This window comes from Buttiauxella sp., from assembly GCF_035271705.1.
Taxonomy (GTDB): domain Bacteria; phylum Pseudomonadota; class Gammaproteobacteria; order Enterobacterales; family Enterobacteriaceae; genus Buttiauxella.
Genome location: NZ_DATERI010000116.1, coordinates 1 through 19,790 on the forward strand (window position 1 = coordinate 1; position 19,790 = coordinate 19,790).

General features: G+C 49.9%; 15 protein-coding genes and 1 pseudogene. 10 read left to right on the forward strand and 6 right to left on the reverse strand.

What is annotated here, in order from left to right; translation table 11 throughout:
• The first annotated feature begins 58 nt into the window (after positions 1 to 58).
• Positions 59 to 1,009: a universal stress protein UspE gene (uspE, locus tag VJY99_RS10745; RefSeq protein WP_324118282.1), complete on the forward strand. Its 951-nt coding sequence runs from the start codon at positions 59 to 61 to the stop codon at positions 1,007 to 1,009.
• Positions 1,010 to 1,126: 117 nt separating this feature from the next.
• Here the strand turns inward: uspE and pntB are convergent, their stop codons facing one another.
• Both pntB and pntA read right to left on the reverse strand, forming a co-directional pair.
• A complete protein-coding gene (gene pntB / locus VJY99_RS10750) occupies positions 1,127 to 2,515 on the reverse strand; it encodes a Re/Si-specific NAD(P)(+) transhydrogenase subunit beta (RefSeq protein WP_324118284.1) in 1,389 nt (462 codons plus the stop codon).
• 10 nt (positions 2,516 to 2,525) lie between these two features.
• Positions 2,526 to 4,052, reverse strand: a complete 1,527-nt coding sequence (gene pntA, locus VJY99_RS10755; protein WP_324118285.1) for a Re/Si-specific NAD(P)(+) transhydrogenase subunit alpha — start codon at positions 4,050 to 4,052, stop codon at positions 2,526 to 2,528.
• Between the two features lie 678 nt (positions 4,053 to 4,730).
• On the opposite strand from pntA, the gene ydgH reads away from it, so the two are divergent.
• From ydgH to tus, 6 genes are all read left to right on the forward strand, one after another.
• A complete protein-coding gene (gene ydgH / locus VJY99_RS10760) occupies positions 4,731 to 5,675 on the forward strand; it encodes a DUF1471 family protein YdgH (protein WP_324118286.1) in 945 nt (314 codons plus the stop codon).
• Positions 5,676 to 5,869: 194 nt separating this feature from the next.
• On the forward strand, positions 5,870 to 7,252 hold the full coding sequence (locus VJY99_RS10765; RefSeq protein WP_324118287.1) for an amino acid permease: 1,383 nt from the start codon (positions 5,870 to 5,872) through the stop codon (positions 7,250 to 7,252).
• Positions 7,253 to 7,297: 45 nt separating this feature from the next.
• Positions 7,298 to 8,023, forward strand: coding sequence for a dihydromonapterin reductase (gene folM / locus VJY99_RS10770; RefSeq protein WP_324118288.1), 726 nt, complete (start codon positions 7,298 to 7,300; stop codon positions 8,021 to 8,023).
• Between the two features lie 74 nt (positions 8,024 to 8,097).
• On the forward strand, positions 8,098 to 8,826 hold the full coding sequence (rstA, locus tag VJY99_RS10775) for a two-component system response regulator RstA (protein ID WP_324118289.1): 729 nt from the start codon (positions 8,098 to 8,100) through the stop codon (positions 8,824 to 8,826).
• Positions 8,826 to 10,142: a two-component system sensor histidine kinase RstB gene (rstB, locus tag VJY99_RS10780; protein WP_324118290.1), complete on the forward strand. Its 1,317-nt coding sequence runs from the start codon at positions 8,826 to 8,828 to the stop codon at positions 10,140 to 10,142. Before rstA ends, rstB begins: the two co-directional genes overlap by 1 nt.
• 100 nt (positions 10,143 to 10,242) lie before the next feature.
• The gene (tus, locus tag VJY99_RS10785) at positions 10,243 to 11,172 is read left to right on the forward strand and encodes a DNA replication terminus site-binding protein (protein ID WP_324118291.1); all 930 of its coding nucleotides are present in this window, start codon (positions 10,243 to 10,245) and stop codon (positions 11,170 to 11,172) included.
• Positions 11,173 to 11,190: 18 nt separating this feature from the next.
• Here the strand turns inward: tus and fumC are convergent, their stop codons facing one another.
• Entirely contained in the window at positions 11,191 to 12,588 is a 1,398-nt protein-coding gene (gene fumC, locus VJY99_RS10790) for a class II fumarate hydratase (protein WP_324118292.1), read from the reverse strand.
• Positions 12,589 to 12,892: 304 nt separating this feature from the next.
• On the reverse strand, positions 12,893 to 14,539 hold the full coding sequence (fumA, locus tag VJY99_RS10795; protein ID WP_324118295.1) for a class I fumarate hydratase FumA: 1,647 nt from the start codon (positions 14,537 to 14,539) through the stop codon (positions 12,893 to 12,895).
• Positions 14,540 to 14,747: 208 nt separating this feature from the next.
• Here fumA and manA point away from each other — a divergent pair, with 208 nt between their 5' ends.
• Positions 14,748 to 15,920: a mannose-6-phosphate isomerase gene (manA, locus tag VJY99_RS10800; protein WP_324118297.1), complete on the forward strand. Its 1,173-nt coding sequence runs from the start codon at positions 14,748 to 14,750 to the stop codon at positions 15,918 to 15,920.
• A gap of 192 nt (positions 15,921 to 16,112) precedes the next feature.
• On the forward strand, positions 16,113 to 17,651 hold the full coding sequence (locus VJY99_RS10805; RefSeq protein ID WP_324118299.1) for a YdgA family protein: 1,539 nt from the start codon (positions 16,113 to 16,115) through the stop codon (positions 17,649 to 17,651).
• Between the two features lie 98 nt (positions 17,652 to 17,749).
• Here the strand turns inward: VJY99_RS10805 and VJY99_RS10810 are convergent, their stop codons facing one another.
• Positions 17,750 to 18,784: a Mal regulon transcriptional regulator MalI gene (locus VJY99_RS10810; RefSeq protein ID WP_324118301.1), complete on the reverse strand. Its 1,035-nt coding sequence runs from the start codon at positions 18,782 to 18,784 to the stop codon at positions 17,750 to 17,752.
• A gap of 282 nt (positions 18,785 to 19,066) precedes the next feature.
• Here VJY99_RS10810 and VJY99_RS10815 point away from each other — a divergent pair.
• Positions 19,067 to 19,261 (forward strand): annotated as a pseudogene (locus VJY99_RS10815) (PTS sugar transporter subunit IIBC); the annotation flags it as partial.
• A 139-nt stretch (positions 19,262 to 19,400) separates the two neighbouring features.
• Here the strand turns inward: VJY99_RS10815 and VJY99_RS10820 are convergent.
• A partial coding sequence (locus VJY99_RS10820; protein WP_414641585.1) for a S24 family peptidase occupies positions 19,401 to 19,790 on the reverse strand: 390 nt, incomplete at its 5' end.

The following is a 19,790-nucleotide window of genomic DNA, read 5'->3' on the forward strand; positions in this document are numbered from 1 at the left end:
CACATATAGGTTAATCTTACTTAACAGACTGTGGTTAAGCAGTTGTAAGGAGACCTGTATGGCAAAATATCAAAACATGCTAGTCGCTATAGATCCCAATCAGGACGATCAACCCGCCCTTCGGCGTGCCGTTTATTTGCATCAACGGATTGGTGGCAGGATCAAAGCCTTTCTGCCTATCTATGATTTTTCCTACGAGATGACCACCCTGCTGTCACCAGATGAACGTACTGCTATGCGCAAAGGCGTCATTAGCCAGCGTTCTGCCTGGATTAAAGAACAAGCCCAGTACTACATCGATTCGGGCGTCCCTATTGAAATTAAAGTGGTTTGGCATAATCGTCCCTTCGAGGCGATTATTCAGGAAGTGATCAGCGGTGGACACGATCTGGTGCTCAAAATGACGCACCAGCACGATAAACTGGAAGCGGTCATTTTCACCCCAACTGACTGGCATTTGCTTCGTAAGTGCCCAAGCCCGGTATGGATGGTTAACGAAAAACCGTGGCCTGAAGGTGGACGAGCGGTCGTCGCGGTCAACCTGGCAAGTGAAGAGCTGTATCACAATGCGCTCAATGAGAAGTTGGTTAAAGAGACTATTCGCCTCGCCGAAGATATTAACCACACCGAAGTCCACCTCGTGGGTGCCTACCCGATAACCCCGATTAATATCGCCATCGAACTCCCTGATTTTGACCCAAGTGTTTATAACGATGCCATCCGCGGTCAACATTTGGTGGCGATGAAAGCGCTGCGCCAGAAATTTGGTATCGATGAGAAAATGACTCACGTCGAGAAAGGGTTGCCAGAAGAAGTGATCCCCGATCTGGCAGAGCATCTGCAAGCAGGTATCGTAGTGCTTGGCACAATAGGACGCACCGGGCTATCCGCTGCATTCCTCGGCAATACTGCTGAACAAGTTATTGACCATTTGCGTTGTGATTTGCTGGTTCTCAAACCTGATGATTATCAAACACCAGTAGAATTGGATGACGACGAAGACGATTAACGCTCCGTGCAAATAAAAAAGCCTGTCCACTTCCGTGCGACGGGCTTTTTTTTGAGGCAAATTCAGCAAAGAAAAACCGCCCCGAAAGGCGGTTTTAGCAAGCCGACTCGTTAAAAACTAGAGTGCTTTAAGAATCGCTTCAACGCTGGCTTTAGCATCGCCAAACAGCATGTGCGTGTTCTCTTTAAAGAACAGTGGGTTTTGCACCCCAGCGTAACCGGTGTTCATCGAGCGTTTGAACACGATAACGTTCTGTGCTTTCCACACTTCCAGCACTGGCATACCCGCAATTGGACTGCGTGGGTCTTCAAGCGCTGCTGGGTTAACGGTGTCATTCGCGCCGATAACCAGAACGGTGTCGGTATCAGTGAAGTCATCGTTAATTTCGTCCATCTCCAGAACCACGTCGTACGGCACGCGGGCTTCTGCCAACAGAACGTTCATGTGGCCAGGCAAACGTCCCGCAACCGGGTGAATACCAAAGCGAACTTTGATGCCGCGAGCGCGCAGTTTCTCAGTGATTTCAGCCACTGGATATTGCGCCTGCGCCACCGCCATCCCGTACCCTGGGGTAATGATCACAGACGTCGAGTTTTTCAACAGGTCAGCCGTGTCTTCCGCCGTGATTTCACGGTGCTCACCCACTTCTTCGCCTTCACCGGTAGAAGAACCGTCAGTACCGAAGCCGCCAGCAATAACGCTGATAAAGGAGCGGTTCATCGCCTTACACATGATGTATGACAGAATCGCACCTGAAGAACCGACCAGTGCACCGGTTACAATCAGCAAGTCGTTGCTGAGCATAAAGCCTGCCGCTGCCGCTGCCCAACCGGAGTAGGAGTTCAGCATGGAAACCACGACCGGCATGTCTGCGCCACCAATCGACGCCACCAGGTGCCAACCCACAACCAGCGCGATGATAGTCATCACCAGCAACGCCAGAACCTGCAAGCCAACACTTTCGGTACGCACGAAGATAATCAGCATAGCGAAGGAGACGACCAGCGCTGCCAGGTTCAGTTTGTGACGATTTGGCAGCATCAGCGGCTTGGAAGAGATGATACCGCGCAACTTACCAAACGCGACGATAGAGCCTGTGAAGGTCACCGCACCGATGAAGATACCGAGGAATACTTCCGTTAAATGGATGTTCTCCATCACCGGCTCAAGTCCTGGTGCGTGATCAAGGTAGCTATTGAAGCCAACCAGAATCGCCGCCAGACCCACGAAACTGTGCAGAATGGCAACCAGCTCCGGCATCTCGGTCATTTCAACTTTCTTCGCAAGGTGAATACCGATGGCACCACCAATCACCATAGCCACGATAATCCACACCACGTTGCCCGTTTCAGGCCCGAAGATGGTCGCAACCAGTGCAATGGCCATACCGGCCATACCGAACAAGTTACCTTGTTTAGAGGTTTCGTGTTTTGAAAGCCCCGCCAGGCTGAAAATAAACAGAATAGCGGCAACAATGTATGCTGCTGTAACTAATCCACCAGACATGTGTTACCCCTTAGTTCTTCCGGAACATTTTCAGCATGCGCTGAGTGACGGTGAAACCACCAAAAATATTGATACTGGCAATCAGCACCGCAATAAAGCTCAGGAAGCTAACCCAGCCACCATGACCAATTTGCAGTAATGCGCCGACCACAATAATCCCTGAGATGGCGTTTGTAACTGACATCAGTGGTGTATGCAGTGCATGTGAAACGTTCCACACCACGTAGTAACCGACCACGCAAGCCAGCGCGAATACGGTAAAGTGGCTGAGGAACTCTTTCGGTGCGACATCCGCAAGCCAGCCGAACAGAATGATCGCCAGTGCCATAAACGCATATTTGCGCCACGGCGACACAGGTTTCTTCTCGGCAACAGGTACCGCAGCTTTTGCTGCAGCCTGCGGCTGTGCAGAAACCTGAATCGGAGGTGCCGGCCAGGTCACTTCGCCATCGCGAATAACCGTAACACCACGAATAACCACATCTTCGAAATCAACCACGGTATTGCCATCTTTCTCTTTGCAGAGCAGTTTGAGCAAGTTAACCAGGTTGGTACCGTAAAGCTGGGAAGACTGTGTTGGCAGACGGCTCGGTAAATCGGTGTAACCGATAACTTTCACTCCGTTTGGCGTAACAGTCACTTGGTCTGCCACGGTGTATTCGCAGTTGCCGCCGTTTTGTGCCGCCAAATCGACGATCACACTGCCCGGTTGCATGGAATCAACCATTTCACGCGTGATGAGTTTTGGTGCCGGTTTACCTGGGATAAGTGCGGTGGTGACAATAATGTCCACTTCTTTGGCTTGCGCCGCGAAGAGTTCCATTTCGGCTTTGATGAATGCCTCGGACATGACTTTGGCGTAGCCATCACCGCTGCCCGCTTCTTCTTTAAAGTCCAGTTCAAGGAACTCAGCGCCCATACTTTGCACTTGTTCTTTAACTTCCGGACGGGTGTCGAATGCGCGGACGATTGCGCCAAGGCTGTTTGCTGCGCCAATCGCTGCAAGACCTGCAACACCAGCACCGATAACCATCACCTTAGCCGGCGGCACTTTACCCGCAGCCGTAATTTGCCCGGTAAAGAAGCGACCAAATTCATGAGCGGCTTCAACAATTGCGCGATAACCCGCAATGTTTGCCATCGAGCTCAGAGCATCAAGAGATTGAGCACGAGAAATACGTGGCACGGAATCCATCGCCATTACGGTGACGTTTTTTGCGGCCAGTTTTTCGAGCAATTCAGGATTTTGCGCAGGCCAGATAAAACTCACCAGCGTAGAACCTTCGCGCAGTAGTTCGATTTCGCTGTCCTGCGGTGCATTCACTTTCAGAACAACGTCAGACTGCCAGACGTCAGCAGTCTCTGAAATGGTTGCGCCAGCCTGTACAAACGCTTCGTCATCAAAGCTTGCCAGTTTGCCTGCGCCACTTTCGACCGTGACGGTGAAACCCAGCTTCAGCAATTGCTCCACTGTTTTTGGCGTGGCTGCCACACGGGATTCTCCCGCCCACCGCTCTTTTGGTACCCCAATACGCATAGTATTCCCTTCCATCTGATTTTTTTGTTGATGGTTTGTCAGACATTGCCATGGCAATTCAGACACGTTGCCTGTTTAGCACACAAGGCAATCGTCATTTCCGTTACCCGTTCAATGAAAAATATCCTTCATACTTCAAGCCGCAAGCGCGTTGACTGCACTCGTGTGCCCCAATCACATAGTCAGCTATGCTCATAGAGACTTACGATCTTGTCGCCTTCATACAACTCAAATGATTCGGATATACATCTGTAACAAACTTTTTATAACCTACTGAAAATAACGCCTGTGATCTAGATCAGGATCTCAGTATTTGTATCAAAATCGTAAAAGATGAGCATTCAGCACTTCAGACAGCTCTTTTTGACTGACATTCCTCTGTGAGACCTGATAATCCGCTTAAACGGAGCCGTAATTCACGATTCTGAACCAATGCAAATAGCACTTTTAACATTACATTAACTAATTAAGTTGTAAGCTTTACCGGTTTTACTGGTCAAAGTACTCTTTTATTGACCTATAAATTTTTGTTATGAAAAAAATCCGCAATCAACATTTGTTGAGTGAAAAATGCCGCAGACAGTTGCAGTGTTTCAATGCCATAATCGGCGGCTAACAGGTAACCCTCAGAGAATGCGGTATTTGTATTCATTTTGCGCAAGGCGAAGGATTATTTTTATGAAGCTCAAGACTACCCTTCTGGCGTCAGCACTGATTTCCCTTTCAACGCTGTCTGCTCAGGCAGCAACGGAACTGACTCCAGATCAAGCAGCTGCTCTTAAACCTTTTGATCGCATTACCATCACGGGCCGTTTTAACTCGATTGGTGAAGCAGTGAAGTCTGTTTCTAAACGTGCCGATAATATGGGTGCGGCATCTTTCTACGTATTGGACACTAACGATACCGGCAGCAGCGGTAACTGGCGCGTAGTTGCAGACGTGTATCATGATGATGCCCCTAAAGCTGAGAAACAGAATTACCGCGTAATGAACGGTGTTACCGAATTACCGAAAGACCAAGCATATGCTCTTGAGCCATTCGATACCGTGACAATCCAAGGTTTTTATCGCAGTCAGCCTGAAGTTAACGATGCCATTACGCGTGTCGCTAAAGAAAAAGGGGCGGACTCGTTCTTTATCGTTCGTCAAATCGACGCAAACTCTGGTGGCAACCAGCGCATTACCGCGTTCATCTATAAAAAAGATGCCAAGAAACGTGTGTTGCAAAGCCCTGATGCCATTCCTGCCAACTCCGAAGCCGGTAAAGCTGCACTGGCTGCAGGCGGCACCGCTGCCGCTGCCGTTGAGATCCCAGGCGTTGCAACAACCAGCACCCCGACTTCTGATATCGGTCGTTTCTTCGAAACACAAACCACAACAGGTGGTCGTTACACTGTAACGCTGCCAGATGGGACAAAAATCGAAGAAGTGAATAAAACAACTGCCGCACAAATGATTCCATTTGATAGCGTGAAGTTCACAGGTCACTACAGCAGCAGCACTGAGATTTCTTACCAGGTGGCTAAACGCGCCGCCAAGAAAGGTGCGAAGTACTACCACATTACCCGTCAATGGGAAGAACGTGGTGGTAACATGACCATTAGCGCTGATTTGTATAAGTAAGTTGTAACTCCGTTACTGCGTCTAAAAAGGGCACCTTGTGCCCTTTTTTTTATTTCACCGAGCATTTTGTGGCTCATGCCATTGCAAGCAGCTCTTACACTCCGTAAAATCCCGCGCCTTAGTGTTACCCACCATTTTTATGCAAAAAAGCATAATAATTATTCTGCCTCTAATTTGAATTTTACAGGACTGCAATGGAAAAGAAGCTTGGCCTCGCTGCATTAACGGCATTGGTTTTGAGTTCAATGCTCGGTGCGGGTGTGTTTAGCCTGCCACAAAACATGGCGAGTGTGGCGAGTCCGGCAGCGTTGCTGTTAGGCTGGGTCATTACAGGGGTTGGCATTTTACTGCTGGCTCTGGCCATGGTGATGTTAACCCGTTTGCGTCCTGATCTTGATGGCGGGATCCTCACTTATGCACGCGAAGGTTTTGGTGAACTGATCGGTTTCTTTTCGGCATGGGGTTACTGGCTTTGTGCGGTCATCGCCAACGTTTCCTATTTGGTTATCGTTTTCTCGGCGTTGAGTTTCTTCACCGATACACCAGAATTGCGCCTGTTTGGTGATGGTAATACCTGGCAGTCGATTATCGGGGCCTCTGTCTTGCTGTGGATGGTGCACTTCCTGGTGCTGCGTGGCGTACAAACTGCGGCCAGCATTAATATGGTCGCCACACTGGCGAAACTGCTGCCGTTAGGCCTGTTTATTGTGCTGGCGGCGATGGCCTTCAAACTCTCAACCTTTAGTCTCGATTTCAGCGGGATTGAGCTTGGCGTTCCGGTTTGGGAACAGGTCAAAAACACCATGCTTATTACCCTATGGGTATTTATTGGTGTTGAAGGGGCCGTGGTGGTTTCCGCTCGTGCGCGCAATAAAAATGATGTTGGCCGCGCCACATTGCTGGCGGTGGTTGCCGCATTAGGCGTTTATCTGCTGGTGACATTGCTTTCTCTGGGTGTGATTTCACGTCCAGAACTCGCCGGAATGCGCAACCCATCAATGGCCGGTTTGATGGTTGAAATGATGGGGCCTTGGGGTGAAATTATTATCGCCGCCGGGCTGATTGTTTCAGTGTGCGGTGCGTATTTAAGCTGGACGATTATGGCGGCTGAAGTACCATTCCTGGCCGCTACTCACAAAGCCTTTCCAAAGATTTTTGCGCGTCAAAACAAAAACAATGCGCCCTCTGCGTCCCTGTGGCTCACCAATATCAGCGTACAAATTTGCCTGGTGTTGATTTGGTTGACGGGTTCGGATTACAACACGTTGTTGACCATTGCTTCAGAAATGATTCTGGTGCCTTATTTCCTGGTCGGTGCCTATTTGCTGAAAATCTCCACCCGCCCGCTGCATAAGGCAATTGGTCTTGGTGCCTGTATTTATGGTTTATGGCTGCTTTACGCGTCAGGCCCAATGCATTTACTGCTTTCAGTGGTACTGTATGCGCCAGGTTTATTAGTGTTTATGTACACCCGCAGCACGCACACCCATGACATTGGACTGAATTTTAAAGAAAAATCGGTAATCGTCTTGATGCTGGTGGCTGCGTTTCCGGCTACGTGGATGCTGGTGAAATAACTCACTTCGTCGCAACAAAATGGGTCAGATAATAAGGAGCAGTCAATGGGAATAGCAACGTCCACACGTCCAATTTTAATTACCGGAGCGGGTAAACGAATTGGCCTGGCATTGGCTCGACACTTTCTGGCCCAACAGCAACCGGTAATGATCAGCTACCGCACACGTTATGCGGCGGTAGATGAGCTTGAGCAAGCCGGTGCGATTTGTTTGTACGGGGACTTCTCAACCAATGACGGCATTGAACAATTTGCTGATGCCGTTAAGCAACAATGCAGTGGCCTGCGCGCCATTTTGCATAATGCCAGCGCCTGGCTTGCGGAGTCATCCGATGCAACGCCCGCCGAGACTCTGACGGCAATGCTCCAGATTCACGTTCATGCCCCCTACTTGCTCAATCATCACCTTGAATCTTTGCTCATCGGGCATGGCCATGCCAGTGCCGACATTATTCATTTCACCGACTACATTGTTGAACGTGGAAGCGACAAACATATTGCCTATGCCGCCAGTAAAGCCGCACTGGATAATCTGACGCGTTCATTTGCCCGTAAGTTGGCACCTGTTGTTAAAGTGAATGCGATAGCACCTTCGATGATTATGTTCAACGAACATGACGATGCTCAATATCGCCAAAAGGCCCTCAACAAATCACTGATGAAAATCGCACCCGGCGAGCAAGAAATTATTGCCCTTGTTGATTATCTGCTCAGTAGCCATTACGTCACTGGCCGAACACATGCCGTTGATGGAGGCCGCCCACTTCGGTGAGTCTGTTTACCCGCCATATATGGTGTTACCCCCTGAATCAGGGTATGTTTTCCTTTTGATTTAATGTGCTGGCCATGAACAAAATCGTATATGTAGAAGACGATGCGGAAGTCGGTGCGTTAATTGCCGCTTACCTCGGCAAACATGACATTGACGTTATTGTCGAAAGCCGTGGTGATTGCGCCGAAGCGACTATTGCGCAACAACAACCTGATCTCGTGCTGCTGGATGTGATGCTACCAGGCAAAGATGGCATGACGTTATGCCGCGATTTACGCCCGCAATGGGATGGCCCGATTGTCTTACTGACCTCCCTGGACAGCGATATGAACCATATTTTGTCGCTCGAAATGGGGGCAAACGATTATATTCTTAAAACTACTCCACCAGCCGTTCTGTTAGCCCGTCTACGTCTTCATCTGCGCCAGCGCGTATCTGCACAACATACTTTCGAGAACAGCACTCATACGCTCAAACCTCACAAAGCGATGCGCTTTGGTGCGTTGTGTATCGATCCGGTAAATCGCCAGGTGATACTGGGTAGTGAAAATATTACCCTCTCAACGGCAGATTTCGATTTGCTGTGGGAGCTGGCGACTCATGCGGGGCAAATCATGGACCGCGATGCTCTGCTTAAGAACCTGCGCGGCGTGACTTATGACGGCTTAGATCGCAGCGTCGATGTCGCGATTTCCCGCTTGAGAAAGAAACTCTACGATAGCGCCACTGAACCATTCAGAATCAAAACCGTACGCAATAAAGGCTATCTGTTTGCCCCACACGCCTGGGAAAGTGAAGCCTGATGAAAAAGCTGTTCATTCAGTTCTATCTCTTGCTGTTTGTCTGCTTCCTGGTGATGACCATGCTGGTTGGGCTGGTGTACAAATTCACCGCTGAGCGTGCGGGTCGTCAGTCGCTGGATGATTTAATGAAGAGTTCGCTGTATTTGATGCGCAGCGAGTTACGAGAAATCCCACCTCGCGACTGGAACCGCACCATCAAAGACCTCGACCTCAATTTATCCTTTAAGCTGCACATCGAGCCTATGGACAAGTTCAAGCTCGATGAAATGACCATGCATCATCTGCGAGCAGGTGAAATTGTCGCCCTCGACGACGAATACACTTTTATTCAGCGTATTCCCCGCAGCCATTATGTTCTTGCTGTCGGCCCCATTCCCTATCTCTTTTTCTTGCATCAAATGCGCTTGTTGGATGTCGCACTGATGGCATTTATTGCCATCTCACTCGCCTTCCCGGTCTTTATTTGGATGCGGCCCCACTGGAAGGACATGCTGAAACTGGAAACGGCGTCGCAGAGATTGGGTAACGGGCATCTTGATGAACGTATCCATTTCGATAGCGCTTCAAGTTTTGAACGGTTAGGTGTCGCCTTCAACCAGATGGCCGACAGCATCAACGCACAAATTGCCAGCAAGAAGCTACTGATTGACGGAATTGCTCATGAACTACGAACGCCACTAGTGCGTCTGCGTTATCGCCTTGAGATGAGTGACAACCTGACGGAAACTGAATCACTGGCGCTAAACCGTGATATTGGTCAGTTAGAAGCGCTGATTGAAGAGCTGCTGACATACGCTCGCCTTGACCGCCCGCAAACAGAGTTACAACTGGCCAGTGTGGATGTCCCTCACTGGCTTGATGAACATATCGCTGATATCAGAATCATTCATCCTCAACTCGACATCCTGCTGGAAACCCCATCAGACGGGGATTTTGGCTTGATTGATCTGCGCCTGATGGAGCGAGTGACCGATAATCTGGTCAATAACGCGCTGCGCTACAGTAAAGAGAAGCTGCGAATCAGTCTGTGGCTCGACAACAGAACCGCGATTTTACAAGTTGAGGACGATGGTCCAGGCATTCCAGCCGCAGAGCGCGAGCGGGTATTTGAACCGTTCGTTCGCCTCGACCCCAGCCGCGACCGCGCCACTGGTGGATGTGGGCTTGGCCTTGCGATCGTTCATTCTGTCGCGACGGCAATGGAAGGTTCTGTAGTCGTCGATAGTGGTGCGCTGGGTGGGGCCCGCTTCCGCTTTAGCTGGCCTATCAAAACGCAATCCCCTTTAGCCCTGGCCTCCGTGACACCACGCCGCTAAAAATCTTTCTTCCCCTTGCTTGACCCTAACGACTCTGATGGTCAGGTTCCTCTCCCTGTGTTATAAATTCTTAAGTATGTTGTAACTAATGGGTAATGAAATGGCAAAATATGATCTGATTGAGCGCTTGAACAGTACATTTCGCGAACTTGAGCGTGATTTGCATCAGCTCCGTGAGCAACTCGATAGCTACAGATTGTTGGTTGGACGTGTGTTCACGTTACCCACAGTGGACAAAGGGAAAGAACATGATGCGGTGACGACAATTGACGTCACTCAATTGCTGAGTCACGCTGCGCATCAAGCCACCCTGGCCCATTTCACACGATTATTTATCCAGCAACAGTCGGAGAAAACCAGCAGCAAAGCCGCAGTACGCTTGCCTGGTGCTGTTTGTTATCAGGTTGATGAGATTGAACGCGGGCAAACTCTGGCTCTGATTCAGCGCATTAATCTGCGAAAACAAGAGTTTGAAAACATTGTTAGTGTGGAATCAGGTTTACCCAGCGTACAACGGTTTGAGTGGGTTCACCGCCAGCTTCCAGGGCTCATCACGCTCAACGCTTATCGCACTATCACGTTGTTGGATAACCCCACCACGCTCAATTTTGGCTGGGCGAATAAGCAAATCATCAAGAACTATTCCAGACGTGAAATCATTGAAATACTTGAAAATAGCTTGAAGGCTAATCGCGCGGTGCCGCCGTATACCCGTGAACAGTGGGCTGAACAAATCACACGAGAACTTAATGATATCAGTCGCCTGTCAGATAAAGTGCGTCTGAAAATCAAGCGCCCTGTCAAAGTGCAGCCTGTGGCCCGCGCCTGGTATCAGGAGCGCAAAAAACAGGTACAGCATGCCTGCCCTTCACCGCTGGTGGTCTTGTGTAATCCTGACAACGGCGAGATGCCGCCCGATATAGGGGAGTTACTGAATTATGACGCGGATAATATTCGCCATCGCTATAAACCGGATGCGCAACCGTTGCGGCTGGTGATCCCGCGCCTGCATCTGTATTGCGAAGAATAGAGGCAGGCGCGATAAAACTTACTGTTTCATACTGCCGACCATCTCTTCCGGACGCACCCAGGCATCGAATTCGTCTTCGGTGAGGTAACCGAGTTTTAACGCTGATGCCTTCAAGGTCAGCCCTTCTTTGTGGGCTTTCTTAGCGATTTCGGCGGCCTTGTCATAGCCGATGTGCGTGTTGAGTGCTGTCACCAACATCAGCGATTCATTGAGTAATTGCGCAATCCTGTCGTGATTGGGTTCGATTCCCACCGCACAATGCTCGTTGAAACTTTCCATACCGTCGGCCAGCAAACGCACCGATTGTAGGAAGTTATGAATCACCATCGGGCGATAAACGTTAAGCTCAAAGTTGCCGGATGCCCCACCCATATTGACCGCCACGTCGTTACCCATCACCTGGCAACACAGCATGGTCATCGCTTCACACTGGGTTGGGTTGACCTTTCCTGGCATAATTGAGCTACCGGGTTCGTTTTCAGGAATGGCTATTTCACCAATCCCACAACGCGGCCCTGAGGATAACCAACGCACATCGTTGGCTATTTTCATCAGCGACGCGGCCAACCCTTTTAATGCTCCATGAGAATGGACCAGCGCATCACAGGTCGCCAGTGCTTCAAATTTATTTGGGGCGGTGATGAACGGTTGCCGAGTGAATTCGGCCAGTTCTTTTGCGACGCGCACCGCGTATTCAGGATGGGTATTCAGCCCTGTTCCCACAGCCGTCCCGCCTAAGGCCAGCTCAGCAACGTGTGGCAAGCTGTTCTCGACATGTTTGAGATTGTGTTCAAGCATGGCTACCCAGCCGGAAATCTCCTGGCCAAGGGTTAGCGGTGTGGCATCTTGCAAATGCGTACGACCAATTTTGACGATGTCGCGGAAAGCGTCGGCCTTGCCTTGCAATGTCGCTTTCAGCACGTTTAATTGTGGGATGAGTTGTTCGCGAACCGCAATCACCGCCGCAACGTGCATGGCTGTTGGGAAAACGTCATTTGAGCTTTGGCTCTTATTCACGTCGTCATTCGGGTGAACTTTGCGTTCCATACCGCGTACGCCGCCAAGAATTTCACTGGCACGGTTTGCCAGCACTTCATTCATATTCATGTTGCTCTGGGTACCAGAGCCTGTTTGCCAGATAGCGAGCGGGAACTCGTCTGGATGCTCGCCCGCCAGCACTTCATCGGCGGCTTCGATAATCGCTTGACCTCGGGTAGCGTCCAACAAGCCGAGGTCCATATTGACCTGGGCGGCAGCCCGCTTGGTTAACGCCAACGCCTGGATCAATGCTGTGGGCATTTTTTCAGTGGAAATGCGGAAGTGCTCAAGTGAGCGCTGAGTTTGCGCCCCCCACAGTTTATCTGCCGGAACGTCAATTGGGCCCATTGAGTCTTTTTCACTGCGAACGGTTGCCATTTCTTACTCCTTAGATTTTGAGCACCCCCAAATAATTCCAGATGCGTCAAGGCAGCAAGTGAGCTTATCCCGATGAGCTTACTGAGGTAAGTGATTCGGGTAAGTGAGTGCAGCCAACACGGACGCAACTCGAAGAATGAAGGGAGTAAAAAAACCGCCCTTATGGGTAACACCGTTAGTTTAAGAATGAGATTTCCGGGGCGACCACCGGGTTTGGCGTCCCTCCGGGAACCAAATCCCGGTGTTTCCCCTCATTCATTGGCTTAAGTGAACGGTGTTAGCCCTTATGAGCGGCTTGGGATATTTACTTCACGCATCGCGTACATTGCGAGGCGTGTATTTTCTGGAAGAAGTCATTGCCCTTGTCATCGACCAGTATAAAGGCTGGGAAGTCTTCGACTTCGATTTTCCAGATAGCTTCCATCCCCAGTTCTGCGTACTCGACGCAGGTTAGGCTCTTGATGCTTTGTTGCGCCAGAACCGCCGCCGGGCCGCCGATACTACCAAGATAGAAACCACCGTGTTTATGGCAGGCATCCGTCACTTGTTGGCTACGGTTACCTTTCGCCAGCATCACCATACTGCCGCCATTGGCTTGCAGTAGATCGACATAGGAATCCATACGGCCCGCGGTTGTCGGCCCCAATGAACCGGAGGCATAACCGTCTGGCGTTTTGGCCGGGCCTGCGTAATACACCGGATGATCTTTGATGTATTGCGGTAAGCCTTCACCGTTATCGATACGTTCTTTGAGTTTAGCGTGAGCGATGTCACGTGCCACAATAATCGTGCCGCTTAAAGAAAGGCGCGTAGAGACAGGGTATTGCGACAACTGTTTTAAGATGTCGCTCATTGGGCGATTCAGATCGACTTTAATCGCCTCACCTTCACCCGCCTGACGCAGTTCCTGCGGAATATATTTGCCAGGATTATGCTCGAGTTTCTCAATCCAGACACCGTCACGGTTGATCTTCGCTTTAATGTTGCGGTCTGCGGAGCAAGAGACACCCATGCCTACCGGGCATGACGCCCCGTGGCGCGGCAAACGTACAACGCGGATATCGTGGGCGAAATATTTGCCCCCAAACTGCGCACCCAGCCCCAGATTCTGTGCTTCTATCAGCAGTTCTTCTTCAAGCTGAACATCGCGGAAAGCCTGGCCGTGTTCGTTACCTTCGGTTGGCAGCCCATCGTAGTATTTGGTGGAAGCCAGTTTCACCGTTTTCAGCGTGGCTTCGGCTGAAGTCCCACCAATCACAAACGCAACATGGTACGGCGGACATGCGGCCGTACCGAGGCTGCGCATTTTGTCGACCAGGTAATCCTTCAGGCGGCCAGGACTGAGCAGCGCCTTCGTTTCCTGATACAGATAGGTTTTGTTAGCTGAACCGCCACCTTTGGCGATGCAGAGGAATTTATATTCGTCACCATCGACACTGTACAAGTCGATTTGCGCTGGCAGGTTGGTGCCAGTATTCACCTCTTGGTACATATCCAGCGCCGCGTTTTGCGAGTAGCGCAGGTTATCTTCAATAAAGGTGTTGTAGACGCCGCGAGACAGCGCTTCTTCATCGCCACCGCCGGTCCAGACTCGTTGGCCTTTTTTACCCATGATTATCGCCGTGCCGGTATCCTGGCAGGTTGGCAAAATGCCTTTCGCCGCGATTTCGGAGTTACGCAGGAATTGCAGCGCGACATACTTATCGTTTTCGCTGGCTTCAGGGTCATCAAGGATATCGGCCACTTGCTTTTGATGAGCCGGGCGCAACATAAACGAGGCATCGTGGAAGGCGTGTTGGGTCAGTAATGTGAGGGCTTTAGGGTCAACTTTCAGGACTTCCTGCCCTTCAAACTCTGACACTGAAACATAATCACTGCTGAGCAGATAGTATTCAGTTTCGTCTTTTTTTAACGGGAACGGTTCTTGATAATGAAAGGCTTTATTCGACATTGTTCTCTCACTTACGACATCAATTGTTGGCTCACGAACGCGCCATACCCTAAATAATAGGAGTTGCATCAAGTATGACGGGTAAATATGGTACACAAATTTTTAACAAAAACTGAGACTAATACGACTTTTTGATCCCCTGGTTACTTCATCTCAGATAATTGGTTTAATAGCCGCAACTTTGTTTACATTACTACAGGGCTTGATAATGCAAAAACTCATTAACTCAGTGCAAAATTATGCATGGGGAAGTCAAACTGCGTTAACGGAACTTTATGGCGTGCAAAATCCTGAAAACCTGCCGATGGCGGAACTCTGGATGGGTGCTCACCCGAAAAGCAGCTCAAAAATTATTGAAAATGGTCAGCCGCGGGCACTGCGCGATGTGATTGATGCTAACAAACCCGCACTATTAGGCAAGGCCGTTGCAGAGCGATTTGGTGAGTTGCCGTTTCTCTTCAAAGTGCTGTGCGCCGATCAACCCCTTTCTATTCAGGTTCACCCTAACAAAAAAGCGTCGGAAATAGGCTTCGCCAAAGAGAATGCAGCAGGTATCCCATTGGATGCTGCCGAGCGTAACTACAAAGATCCTAACCACAAACCAGAACTCGTCTTTGCATTAACACCGTTCCTTGCCATGAACGCGTTCCGCGAATTTGCCGATATTGTTTCACTGCTGCAACCCGTTTCAGGCGCACATCCGGCCATCGCCCACTTCTTGCAAGAGCCTAATGCTGAATGTTTGTCACAGCTTTTTGCCAGTTTGCTAAACATGAAAGGCGATGAAAAATCCTTGGCATTGGGCGTATTGAAAGCCGCACTGAACAACCAACAGGGTGAACCGTGGGAAACTATTCGTGTTATCTCTGAGTTCTACCCGGACGACAGCGGTTTGTTCTCACCACTGCTGTTAAATGTGGTGAAACTGCAACCGGGTGAAGCGATGTTCCTGTTCGCAGAAACACCGCACGCTTACCTGAAAGGTGTGGCGCTGGAAGTGATGGCGAACTCCGATAACGTGTTGCGTGCGGGCCTGACGCCAAAATACATCGACATTCCAGAGTTGGTGGCAAACGTGAAGTTTGAGCCAAAACCTGCTGCTCAATTGCTGACACAACCTGTAAAACTGGCAAGTGAGTTGGACTTCCCTATTCCGGTTGATGATTTTGCGTTCTCTTTGCACGATCTCAGCTCTCAACAGACCCCACTTGCACAAACCAGTGCAGCGATTATTTTCTGTACCGAAGGTGAAGCAGTATTAAGTAAAGACCAGCAGCAACTGGTACTCAAGCCCGGTGAGTCTGCATTTATTGCAGCAGTTGAATCACCGGTTTCTATCAGCGGTGTTGGCCGTGTGGCGCGCGTCTATTCTAAAATATGAGGTATAGACCCAGTTCAATGTGAATGTAGCCTACGAAGATGCAGTTTGAAGTGGGGTGAGTACAAGCAACTTACTGATTTTTTATGGATAGATTGCTAAGCTTCACCAGACAGGTTTCTTAAATGCCTGCGGGCATTTCAATCGTCTGCCGGAGGACGACCGGCAGACGCACTTAATATGGACGATGATCGAATGAAAAAATCACTGGTTGCGGTAGGTGTCATTGTGGCTCTGGGTGTGGTGTGGACTGGCACAGCCTGGTACACCGGAAAACAGCTTGAAGGCCGCATGGCGGAGATGGTGGGTAACGCTAACACCGAATTGAACAAAGTCTCGCCGGAAGCAGGTTTAACGCTAAGCTACCAGGACTATCATCGTGGCCTGTTCCACAGCTCAATGCAGTTGGTTATCAAACCAGCAGCGGGAAAGACCAGTACTATTCTCAAACCTGATCAAAGCATCGTGTTCAATGAAACCATCGATCACGGGCCATTCCCCTTCGCACAGCTGAAAAAATTCAATCTGCTGCCTTCTATGGCATCCGTTCACACCACACTTGTGAATAATCCGACGACTAAACCTTTGTTCGATATTGCTAAAGGCCAGTCGTTTATTGATGCGCAAACACGTATCGGCTACAGCGGTGATACTTCTTCAGATATCGATTTGCTGCCACTGGATTACGTGAAAGGTGAAGAAAAAGTCGCCTTTAGCGGCGGCAAGTTTAAAGCGGATATCGAGGGCAAGGGAGACAAGATTTCCGTCAGCGGTGAAGCGCAAAGCGGCCTGGTTAATACCACTAATGAATACGACCAACACGTACAGTTGACCTTCAACGGCATAAAAACCGAAGGTGAAAGCAGCCGTAGCGAATTTATTGAGCGTATTGGTAGCCAAAAAGCGTCTATCGAGAAACTCGCTGTTTCCATCGAAGGCAAAGAGATGGCCGTGCTTGAAGGCTTTAATATCAATGCCAAATCCGAATTACAGGAAGATAAAAAACATCTTTCCGGCCAAATCGATTACTCCCTGAACTCACTTAAAGTGCAGAACCTGGATATTGGTAGCGGCAAATTGACGATCAAAATCGGCAACCTCGATGGTGCTGCGGTTCACGAACTGAGCCAGAAGTACAATGCTGAGTCGCAAAAGCTGCTGGCTGACCCAGCAACCGCACTGCACCCAGAAGTTTATCAGCAAAAAATGGTCGAGCTATTTGCCGCTAACCTGCCACTGCTGTTGAAAGGCAATCCCGTGATTACCGTGGCACCATTAAGCTGGAAGAATGCAAAAGGTGAAAGTAGCTTTAACCTTTCGCTGTTCCTGAAAGACCCGGCACTGACCACTACCGAGCCAACAACGCCGGAAGAGCAACTGAACCGCGTGGTGAAATCGCTGGATAGCAAACTGGTTATCCCAGTGGATATGGCAACCGCGTTTATGACCCAAATTGCACAGCTTGAAGGTTACCAGCCTGCCGAAGCCGCTAAACTTGCCGACCAGCAAATCAAAGGACTCGCAGCGATGGGGCAAATGTTCCGCGTCACCACAATGGAAGACAATAAGGTGGTTTCCAGCCTGCAGTATGCCAATGGCCAAGTGACACTGAACGGGCAGAAAATGCCGCTAAGTGATCTGGTTGGTATGTTTGGTATGCCAGGCTTAGACGACTCTGTTGCTCCAGCGCCTGAACTGGAAGCGCCAGCTATTCCAGCAGTACCGCAGCAGTAAAATTTAGTTTTTATCTCTGTAGAAGCCTCCTTCGGGAGGCTTTTTCGTTTGGGATAGTGACATCGCTCGTTGGCCAACAGCCATCATAAAAATGATGTTTAGCTTTTCCGCACCACCAATCTTGCGGCCATTATCTGGCTGCGAACTTCTTCGTGGTCGTCTTGTAAGCGTTTAAGGATCCGTTGCCCGGCGCTGCGGCCGATTTCACGCGCAGGTGTCGACACCCAGGTTAACGGTAAATCATCGAGTTCATCGTCCATCACCTCGGCGAACGCGGCCAGTGCTACGTGTTGGTCGTAATAACTGTCGATGCTTCCCTCACCACATTGTCGCCCAGCGCGTAGTAAGCCAAACCACGCCCCCATCGCGACTGTGCTGTTGTGGCAAAGCACGGCGGTGATCGTCGGGTTATGTTGCAAAAGCGTGGTTATCGCATCGGCTGCCTTCTTCTGGCTCGGTTCGCATTCGATTATCCACTCACTATGGAAAGGCAAACCGTATTTCAGCAAGGTTGCGCAATAGCCACCGACACGCTCGGCACGCGTTAATGAAGAACCGTCACCACCCAGCCAGGCGATGCGCTGATGGCCACGTTTGATCAGATGTTCAGTCACCAGTTGCGAGGCCTGCATGTTGTCGGGCCTGATAATATCGGCATCGTCGAGGTAACTGGCACGGGAGACAAAGACCAGCGGCAGATTTTTCTGTTCGGCAATGGTACGCATATCTGCGCCCTGTCCTGCCGCACCAGCAACAACAATGCCGTCCACGCCTTGTGAAACCAGAGTCTCAAAGCAACGCTGCATATGCTGACCCTGAGCACCACTTTGCGTCAGGAATAGCAGTTTCCCCTGCTTTTCCAGCTCATCAGTCAGGCCCGCGGTAAGTTCAGCATAGAAAGGATTACACAGGTCGCGCACGATCAAGCCAATAACGCCACTCTGTCCGCCGCGCAAAGAAACGGCTTGCCGGTTACGCACGAATCCCAGTTTTTCGATGGCTTCATTCACACGCAGCCCGGTCGCCGTTGAGATGCGCCCTTTGCCACTGAGTACCAGAGAAACCGTGGTAACAGAAACCCCGGCGGCCTCAGCAACTTCATTAATTGTTATTTTCTTCTCTTGTGCTGTCATCAACGAGACGAAACCTCCATGAAACTTTACCCGTCATACTTTTCCATTCGCCACTTTGTTGGCGACGCACATCGGTGATGCATTCATCCGCCAGCTTAATGCAACTCGACCTATTTAGGATGTAAATATTCTTGATAAATCGTTTAACCTATATGTGCATATTAAGCACTGTGCTGAGATTTTGATCTGTGATTTGACGCGCAATAAAATTAGGTAAAACGTTTTATCATCCGTTTCGTTTTGTACCTCAACTCATTTCTCAACCAAGGTCAAGGAGTCGTTATGGCGGCTAATACACCACAAAAAATTACGCTTTGGGAGTTTTTTCAAAACCTTGGCAAAACCTTTATGTTGCCAGTGGCATTGCTGTCGTTCTGCGGCATCATGCTCGGTATCGGCAGTTCGCTAAGCAGCCACGATGTGGTGACGCTATTACCGGTATTAGGGAATCCCGTTTTACAACTCATCTTCACCTGGAAAGGATTGGTTATTTTTTCGAAGTGGTTAGATATAGGATTGAAGTGCGGTAATTACCAATACCTTACCGCGTTACGATTTGCTTAGTGACATGAACTAACATCGTTTCGCGGTAACTTTCTGCCCCACCCATGCCCCATCACATCACCGGCACATCGTCGAACTCACCACTCCTGGCATCGTTCAGTATCCACGTCACCACGCCAAACACACCGTCATCTTCGAAATCATCCAGCAGCGAGAATTGCCTCTCCGGACGGTCGATTTCCTCCAGGTGAGGCTCGGGGAACTTTTTATACCTCAGCACCCTGAAAGTACCCTGCACCGTTCCGACAACTATCGATCCATCGCATGGGCGCTTGCTGCTGTCGATTACAAGTATCGCTCCGCTCATAATTCCTGCATGCCAGTGTGTATCCGCGGCTCGCACAAGATACGTAGCGGCTGGTACTGAGATGCACATTGCGTCAAGACTGACGCTTTTCTCTGCATAGTCGAGCGCTGGAGACGGGAAGCCCATGATTGTACC

Excerpts from the sequence above, each read along its gene's own strand:
- uspE (WP_324118282.1), top strand. The coding sequence starts at position 59 with ATGGCAAAATATCAAAACATGCTAGTCGCTATAGATCCCAATCAGGAC.
- pntB (WP_324118284.1), bottom strand. The coding sequence starts at position 2,515 with ATGTCTGGTGGATTAGTTACAGCAGCATACATTGTTGCCGCTATTCTG.
- pntA (WP_324118285.1), bottom strand. The coding sequence starts at position 4,052 with ATGCGTATTGGGGTACCAAAAGAGCGGTGGGCGGGAGAATCCCGTGTG.
- ydgH (WP_324118286.1), top strand. The coding sequence starts at position 4,731 with ATGAAGCTCAAGACTACCCTTCTGGCGTCAGCACTGATTTCCCTTTCA.
- VJY99_RS10765 (WP_324118287.1), top strand. The coding sequence starts at position 5,870 with ATGGAAAAGAAGCTTGGCCTCGCTGCATTAACGGCATTGGTTTTGAGT.
- folM (WP_324118288.1), top strand. The coding sequence starts at position 7,298 with ATGGGAATAGCAACGTCCACACGTCCAATTTTAATTACCGGAGCGGGT.
- rstA (WP_324118289.1), top strand. The coding sequence starts at position 8,098 with ATGAACAAAATCGTATATGTAGAAGACGATGCGGAAGTCGGTGCGTTA.
- rstB (WP_324118290.1), top strand. The coding sequence starts at position 8,826 with ATGAAAAAGCTGTTCATTCAGTTCTATCTCTTGCTGTTTGTCTGCTTC.
- tus (WP_324118291.1), top strand. The coding sequence starts at position 10,243 with ATGGCAAAATATGATCTGATTGAGCGCTTGAACAGTACATTTCGCGAA.
- fumC (WP_324118292.1), bottom strand. The coding sequence starts at position 12,588 with ATGGCAACCGTTCGCAGTGAAAAAGACTCAATGGGCCCAATTGACGTT.
- fumA (WP_324118295.1), bottom strand. The coding sequence starts at position 14,539 with ATGTCGAATAAAGCCTTTCATTATCAAGAACCGTTCCCGTTAAAAAAA.
- manA (WP_324118297.1), top strand. The coding sequence starts at position 14,748 with ATGCAAAAACTCATTAACTCAGTGCAAAATTATGCATGGGGAAGTCAA.
- VJY99_RS10805 (WP_324118299.1), top strand. The coding sequence starts at position 16,113 with ATGAAAAAATCACTGGTTGCGGTAGGTGTCATTGTGGCTCTGGGTGTG.
- VJY99_RS10810 (WP_324118301.1), bottom strand. The coding sequence starts at position 18,784 with ATGACAGCACAAGAGAAGAAAATAACAATTAATGAAGTTGCTGAGGCC.